This is a genomic window from Georgenia thermotolerans (genome assembly GCF_009193185.1).
GTDB classification, from domain to species: domain Bacteria; phylum Actinomycetota; class Actinomycetes; order Actinomycetales; family Actinomycetaceae; genus Georgenia; species Georgenia thermotolerans.
Genome location: NZ_VUKF01000084.1, coordinates 1 through 5,274, shown reverse-complemented (window position 1 = coordinate 5,274; position 5,274 = coordinate 1). Strand labels below are relative to the sequence as shown.

Here is a 5,274-nt window from a genome sequence, read left to right as displayed (position 1 = left end):
GGCGGCCGCGGCCCGCGACGCCGCGTCCCGGACGGTCGGGCGCTCGGCGATGGCCGCGCCCGCGCTGCTGCGCGACCTCGGCGTCCCGGCCGCGCTGGTGCCCACCGGCACGGCGGACGTCACCGCCGCCCTGGTCGCCCTGGCCGCCCGGCTGCCCCGCCCGGTGGCCCCGGCGCTGCGGCCGGGCAAGGTGCTCGCCGTCGTCGGCACGGCCGACGAGGTCCTCGAGACCTGCGCGCAGATGCTGGTCCGGCTGCGGGCCCACCCCTACCAGCTGGTGCTGGTGGGCGAGGAGGACACCCTGCCCGGCGCCGGCACCCGGCTGACGAGCCCGCGCCGGGCGGCCCGGCTGCGGCAGGAGGCGGCGGAGCAGGTGCTGGTCGTGGCCGCCGGGGCCGACGACTCCCGCTCCGGGCGACGCCTCACCGAGGGGGTGCTGGCCGCGCTGGCGCCCGACCAGGTGTGGGCGGCGCTGGACGCCCGGCGCAGCCCCGGCGAGATGGGCGCCCAGCTCGCCGCGCTGCCGGTGACCCGGGTCGACGCCGTCGCCGGGCAGCGGGCCTGGGAGGCGACCCGCCCCGGCGGCCTGCTCGACCTCGGCGCGCCGGTGGGCTGGCTCGACGGGCTGCCCGCCACGCCCACCGTGTGGGCGTGCGTGCTGGACGAGGCCCGCGCCCGCCCGGCGCGCCCGGCCGCGGGCTGAGGCGCGGCCGGTCGGCACGGTCGGCCACGTCGCGCGTCATGCGTGCACATCGGTCGCCGCCGTCCGGCGCGGTGCGGCCCGTGGGCTGCGGCGACACGCGCCGGGTAGGGTCGTCGCGTGCTGGTGCTGAGTCGACGCGTGGGCGAGCAGATCGTCATCGGGGAGGACATCGTCCTCACCGTCGTCGACGTGCGGAACGACACCGTGCGCCTGGGCATCGCCGCCCCGCGCAGCGTCACCGTCAACCGCGCGGAGGTCCGCAAGGCGGTGGAGGAGGCCAACCGCGAGGCCACCGCCGCGGACGACACCGCCGTGGAGGCGCTGCGTGCGCTCACCGCCCGCCGGGACGCCGGACGGGACGCCGCCGACACGTAGCGCGGCGGCGAGCCCTGATCAGGGGACCCGTCCTCACGCCCCGCGCGCTCGGAGCGGACCCGCCGGATCGGCGGTGTCGATGGGGTCGGCATGCCGCAGCACCAGCTTCCAGCTGCCCTCTTCCCTGCGGAAGGTGCTGGTGGCGCGAAGCGTGAAGGTCGAGATCTCCGGGCGGCCCGCCACCTTGGCCTGCCATCGTTCGGTCTCGTGGATCGACGCCACGTCGTGGTCGGCGTACTTGGCCACGCGCTCGAACGCCGTGACCGCGCCGTCGCGGAAGCTCGCCGACGCGCGGTCGAGGGCGTCCGAGACGGCCGCCCAGCCGCGCACGGCGGGCCCGAACGGGTTGGCCAGCATGACGTCGTCGGTGCGGGAGTACAGGGCCTTGATGCCCTGGGGGTCTCCGGTGGCGAACTGGTTGGCCGCGTCGTGGTACCGGCGCACGGTCTCCTCGAGGTCCATGGTGATCTCCTGATCTTGTAGCGCGCTGGACCTGGCCTCGTCCCCCAGCCCCCGTCCGACGGCGGCGTCGGACGTGACGGAAGGCCACGCGAGGACCACGTCCAGCGAACCACCAGGAAGGCCACCGCGCCATGCGCTCCGCTCCGCGCCGCGCACGCCGTCGGGCTGAAGGCGAGGCAGCATGCGGACCCGAGCGCCGAGGTCGGCCCGGCTCGGCACAAGGCGTGCCCTGCGGCGGCGCGAGATTCCACGGCGCCGTTACCCCTCACGTCACCGCAATTCTCTTTCGTCTCATGAGTAACACCAGTAACAGCAATTCCTCATTTCCTCGTCAATGGCGCCGATTTCCCCACTGAGGGCGATAGTGCCCGGACCAGCGAGCGGGAGAGGAGGTGGCGGCATGGACGACGAGATGGACGACATCGTCGAGGAGTTCCTCGTCGAGAGCCGCGAGAACCTCGACCAGCTCGACCGCGACCTCGTCGCCCTGGAGTCCGCCCCGACCTCGCGCGACCTGCTCAACAGCATCTTCCGCACCCTCCACACCATCAAGGGCACCAGCGGCTTCCTCGCCTTCGGCAAGCTCGAGCGGCTCACCCACGTCGGCGAGGGCCTGCTGGTGGACCTGCGCGACGGCGCCCGCCGCCTCGACGGCCCCACCACCGACGTGCTGCTCGCGCTCGCGGACCGCGTGCGCGACGTGCTCGCCGCCATCGAGACCACCGGCGGGGACGCCGGCGTGGACGTCGCCCCTCTCATCGCCCGGCTCGAGCAGCTCCGTGGCGGGGGTGCCGCGGCGGCGACGGCGGCCGCTGTACCTGCGGGAGCGGCAGGCGAACCCGGCGAACCCGGCCACGGCGGAGCCGGCCGTGGGGCGCCGTCCGGCCGGCCTGGCGACGCGCCCGCACCGACGCCCGGCCGGGCCGGCGACAGGCCTTCGCAGCCGTCCGCGGAGCCGGGCCACGGCGCGGCCGGCAACACCGCGACGTCGGGCCCGTCCGCCGGCGACACCAGACCACGGCGGCGGGCCGAGGCCCCTCTCGCGTCGGACGGTCGCGCCGCCGCTGACCCGGGCGCCAACGCGGCAGATCCGGCGACGCCTGCGGAGCCGGCGGCGACCGGGAAGCGCCCCCTGGCCCCCGGCGAGTACCCCGCGATGCCGGGGGAGGACCCCGACCTGCCGGCCGAGGACGACGACCTGCCCTCCCCGGACGACGAACCCACCGAGGACGACGACCTCCCCTCGCCGGACGACGCGCCGCAGGAGACGGTCCCGCCCGGGGCCCCGAGCGCGGCAGGCGCCTCCGCCGGGCCCACGCCGCCGGGCCCCCAAGGCGGTGCCGCGGCCGCCCGCCCCCACGACACCACCGTGCGCGTGCGGGTGGACCTGCTCGACCGGCTCGTGCAGCAGGCCGGCCAGCTCGTCGTGCTGCGCAACCAGATCGGCCAGCTCGCCCGAACCACCGCCCAGGACGAGCTCGCCCGCCTGGCCCAGCAGCTCGACGTCGTCACCGGCGCCCTCCAGGACGACATCCTGCGCTCGCGCATGCAGCCGGTCGAGCACCTCTTCGCCTCCCTGCCCCGCCTGGTCCGCGAGCTGACCGCCGCCTGCGGCCGCCAGGTCCACCTCAAGCTCGGCGGCGGGGACACCGAGGCCGACCGCAGCCTCCTCGAGGCCGTCCGCGACCCGCTGACCCACCTGGTGCGCAACGCCGTCGACCACGGCATCGAGCCGGCCGCCGAGCGCCTCGCCGCCGGCAAGGCCCCCTTCGGCACCCTGACCATCCAGGCGGTGCACACCAGCGGGCACGTGGCCATCGAGGTCATCGACGACGGCCGCGGCATCGACCCCGACCGGGTCGCCGACAAGGCCGTCGAGCGCGGGCTGCGCACCGCCGAGCAGATCGCGGCGATGAGCACCCCGGAGATCCTCCAGCTGCTCTTCCAGCCCGGGTTCAGCACCGCCGAGGCCGTCAGCCGGGTCTCCGGGCGCGGCGTCGGCATGGACGTCGTGCGCACCAAGGTCGAGGCCGTCGGCGGCACCGTCGACTTCACCTCCCAGGTGGGCGTGGGCACCACCTGGCACCTGCGCATCCCGCTGACCGTGGCCATCGTCCCGGTTCTCGGCGTGACCTGCGCCGGGCAGGTCTACGCCCTGCCGCAGACCACGCTGCGCGAGCTCGTCGCCGTCCGCCCGGGCGAGACGGGCATCGAGCACGTCGGCACCGCCGCGGTCTACCGCCACCGCGGGAAGCTGCTGCCCGTCGTCCGCCTCGACGAGGCCCTCGGCCTGCCGGCCCGCCCGGAGGCCGACGGCGCGCTGGTCGTGCTCAAGACCGCCGGCCGCCGCTTCGTCCTGGTCGTCGACCGGGTCCTCGACGTCATGCACACCATGCTCACCCCGCTGCCCACCCGGCTGGCCGACGTCGGGGCCTACCTGGGTGCCATGCTGCGCGACAACGGCGAGGTCGCCCTCGTCGTCGACCCGCGGGCGATCGCCCGCCGCTCGGGGGTCGTCGTCGGCGTCGCTGCCCCGGAGTCGGCCCACGTGCCCGAGGCGGACCCGGCCCCCGAGCCCGAGCAGATGCTCGTCTCCGCGATCGGCGACGGGCGGCGGGCGGCCGTGCCGATCTCCTCGGTCGCCCGCATCGAGCGCGTCCCCAGCGCCGCCCTGGAGCGGGTGGGCCGCCACGAGGTGGTGCAGGTGCGCGGCGCCATCGTGCCGCTGGTCCGCCTGGACCGGGTCCTGGGCGCCGGCGAGCAGCCGGACCCCGAGGAGCTCGTCGTCGTCCTGTACCACCACGCCGAGCGCGTGGTGGCCCTGGCCGTGCGGCGCATCGTCGACATCGTCACCGACGAGGGCCGGCACAGCGCCATCGAGGACGCCGGCCTCGTCGGCTCGGCGGTGCTCGACAGTCACGTCACCGAGCTGCTCGACGGCGACGCCCTGGTCGCCGCGGTCGCGCCCGCCTTCTTCGGCGGCGACGGCGAGGGCATGGCCGCCGCCCTGCGGGAGGTGGTGCGGCCGTGACCCAGCACGTGACCTTCACGCTCGCCGGCCGGCACTTCGCCGCCGACGTCGCCCGCGTGCGCGAGGCCGTGCGCGCCGGGGCCCGCACCCCGGTGCCGCTCGCCCCGCCGGACGTCGCCGGGCTGACCAACCTGCGCGGCCAGATCCTGCTGTGCCTGGACCCCCGCCCCCGCCTCGCCCTGCCCGCCCGGGCCGCGGACGCGCCGCAGATGCTGCTCGTCACCGAGGCCGGCGGGGAGAGCGTCGGCCTGCTCGTCGACGACGTCGGCGAGGTGCTCGACCTCGACCCCGCCGAGCTGCGCCCGCCCCCGAGCACCCTGGCCACGGCCCAGCGCGGCTGCATCACCGGCGCCTACCCGCTGCCCGAGTCCCTGCTGCTCGTGCTCGACCTCGACGCCCTCACCGCTTCCGACCCCTCCGCCCCGAAGGAGCACCCATGACGACCTCCGCCCAGGACCCCGCGGTCCCGGCCCCGACCGCTGGTGACGGCGCGGCGCCGCCGGTGGCGACCCCGCGGCCGATCCCGGCGCCCGGCGTGCCGTCGTGGGCCCAGGTCGTCCCCACGCCCGTCAGCCCCGACGTGGCCGGGGCCCTGCGGGCGGACGCACCCGGTGGCGCCGGCGCGGCCCGTCCCGTGGAGGACGACGGCGCCGCTCAGCCGGGCGCGCCCGGGACCCCGACAGGCGGCCCCCGCGCGGGGCGC

4 protein-coding genes and 2 pseudogenes are annotated in these 5,274 nt (G+C 76.9%); 5 read left to right on the top strand and 1 reads right to left on the bottom strand.

What is annotated here, in order from left to right; genetic code table 11:
• A pseudogene (locus GD970_RS21930) lies at positions 1-703 on the top strand (hypothetical protein); the annotation flags it as partial.
• 117 nt (positions 704-820) lie between these two features.
• A complete protein-coding gene (gene csrA, locus GD970_RS21105) occupies positions 821-1,078 on the top strand; it encodes a carbon storage regulator CsrA (protein WP_152204850.1) in 258 nt (85 codons plus the stop codon).
• Positions 1,079-1,111: 33 nt separating this feature from the next.
• Here the strand turns inward: csrA and GD970_RS21100 are convergent, their stop codons facing one another.
• Positions 1,112-1,540: a YybH family protein gene (locus GD970_RS21100; RefSeq protein ID WP_152204849.1), complete on the bottom strand. Its 429-nt coding sequence runs from the start codon at positions 1,538-1,540 to the stop codon at positions 1,112-1,114.
• 400 nt (positions 1,541-1,940) lie between these two features.
• Between GD970_RS21100 and GD970_RS21095 the strand changes: the two genes are divergently transcribed.
• The 3 genes and pseudogenes from GD970_RS21095 to GD970_RS21925 all read left to right on the top strand — a co-directional run.
• Positions 1,941-4,571: a chemotaxis protein CheA gene (locus GD970_RS21095; RefSeq protein ID WP_170297343.1), complete on the top strand. Its 2,631-nt coding sequence runs from the start codon at positions 1,941-1,943 to the stop codon at positions 4,569-4,571.
• On the top strand, positions 4,568-5,011 hold the full coding sequence (locus tag GD970_RS21090; protein ID WP_152204847.1) for a chemotaxis protein CheW: 444 nt from the start codon (positions 4,568-4,570) through the stop codon (positions 5,009-5,011). The genes GD970_RS21095 and GD970_RS21090 overlap by 4 nt, the downstream gene beginning before the upstream one ends.
• Positions 5,008-5,274, top strand: a pseudogene (locus GD970_RS21925) (hypothetical protein); the annotation flags it as partial. The gene GD970_RS21090 and the pseudogene GD970_RS21925, both read left to right, overlap by 4 nt.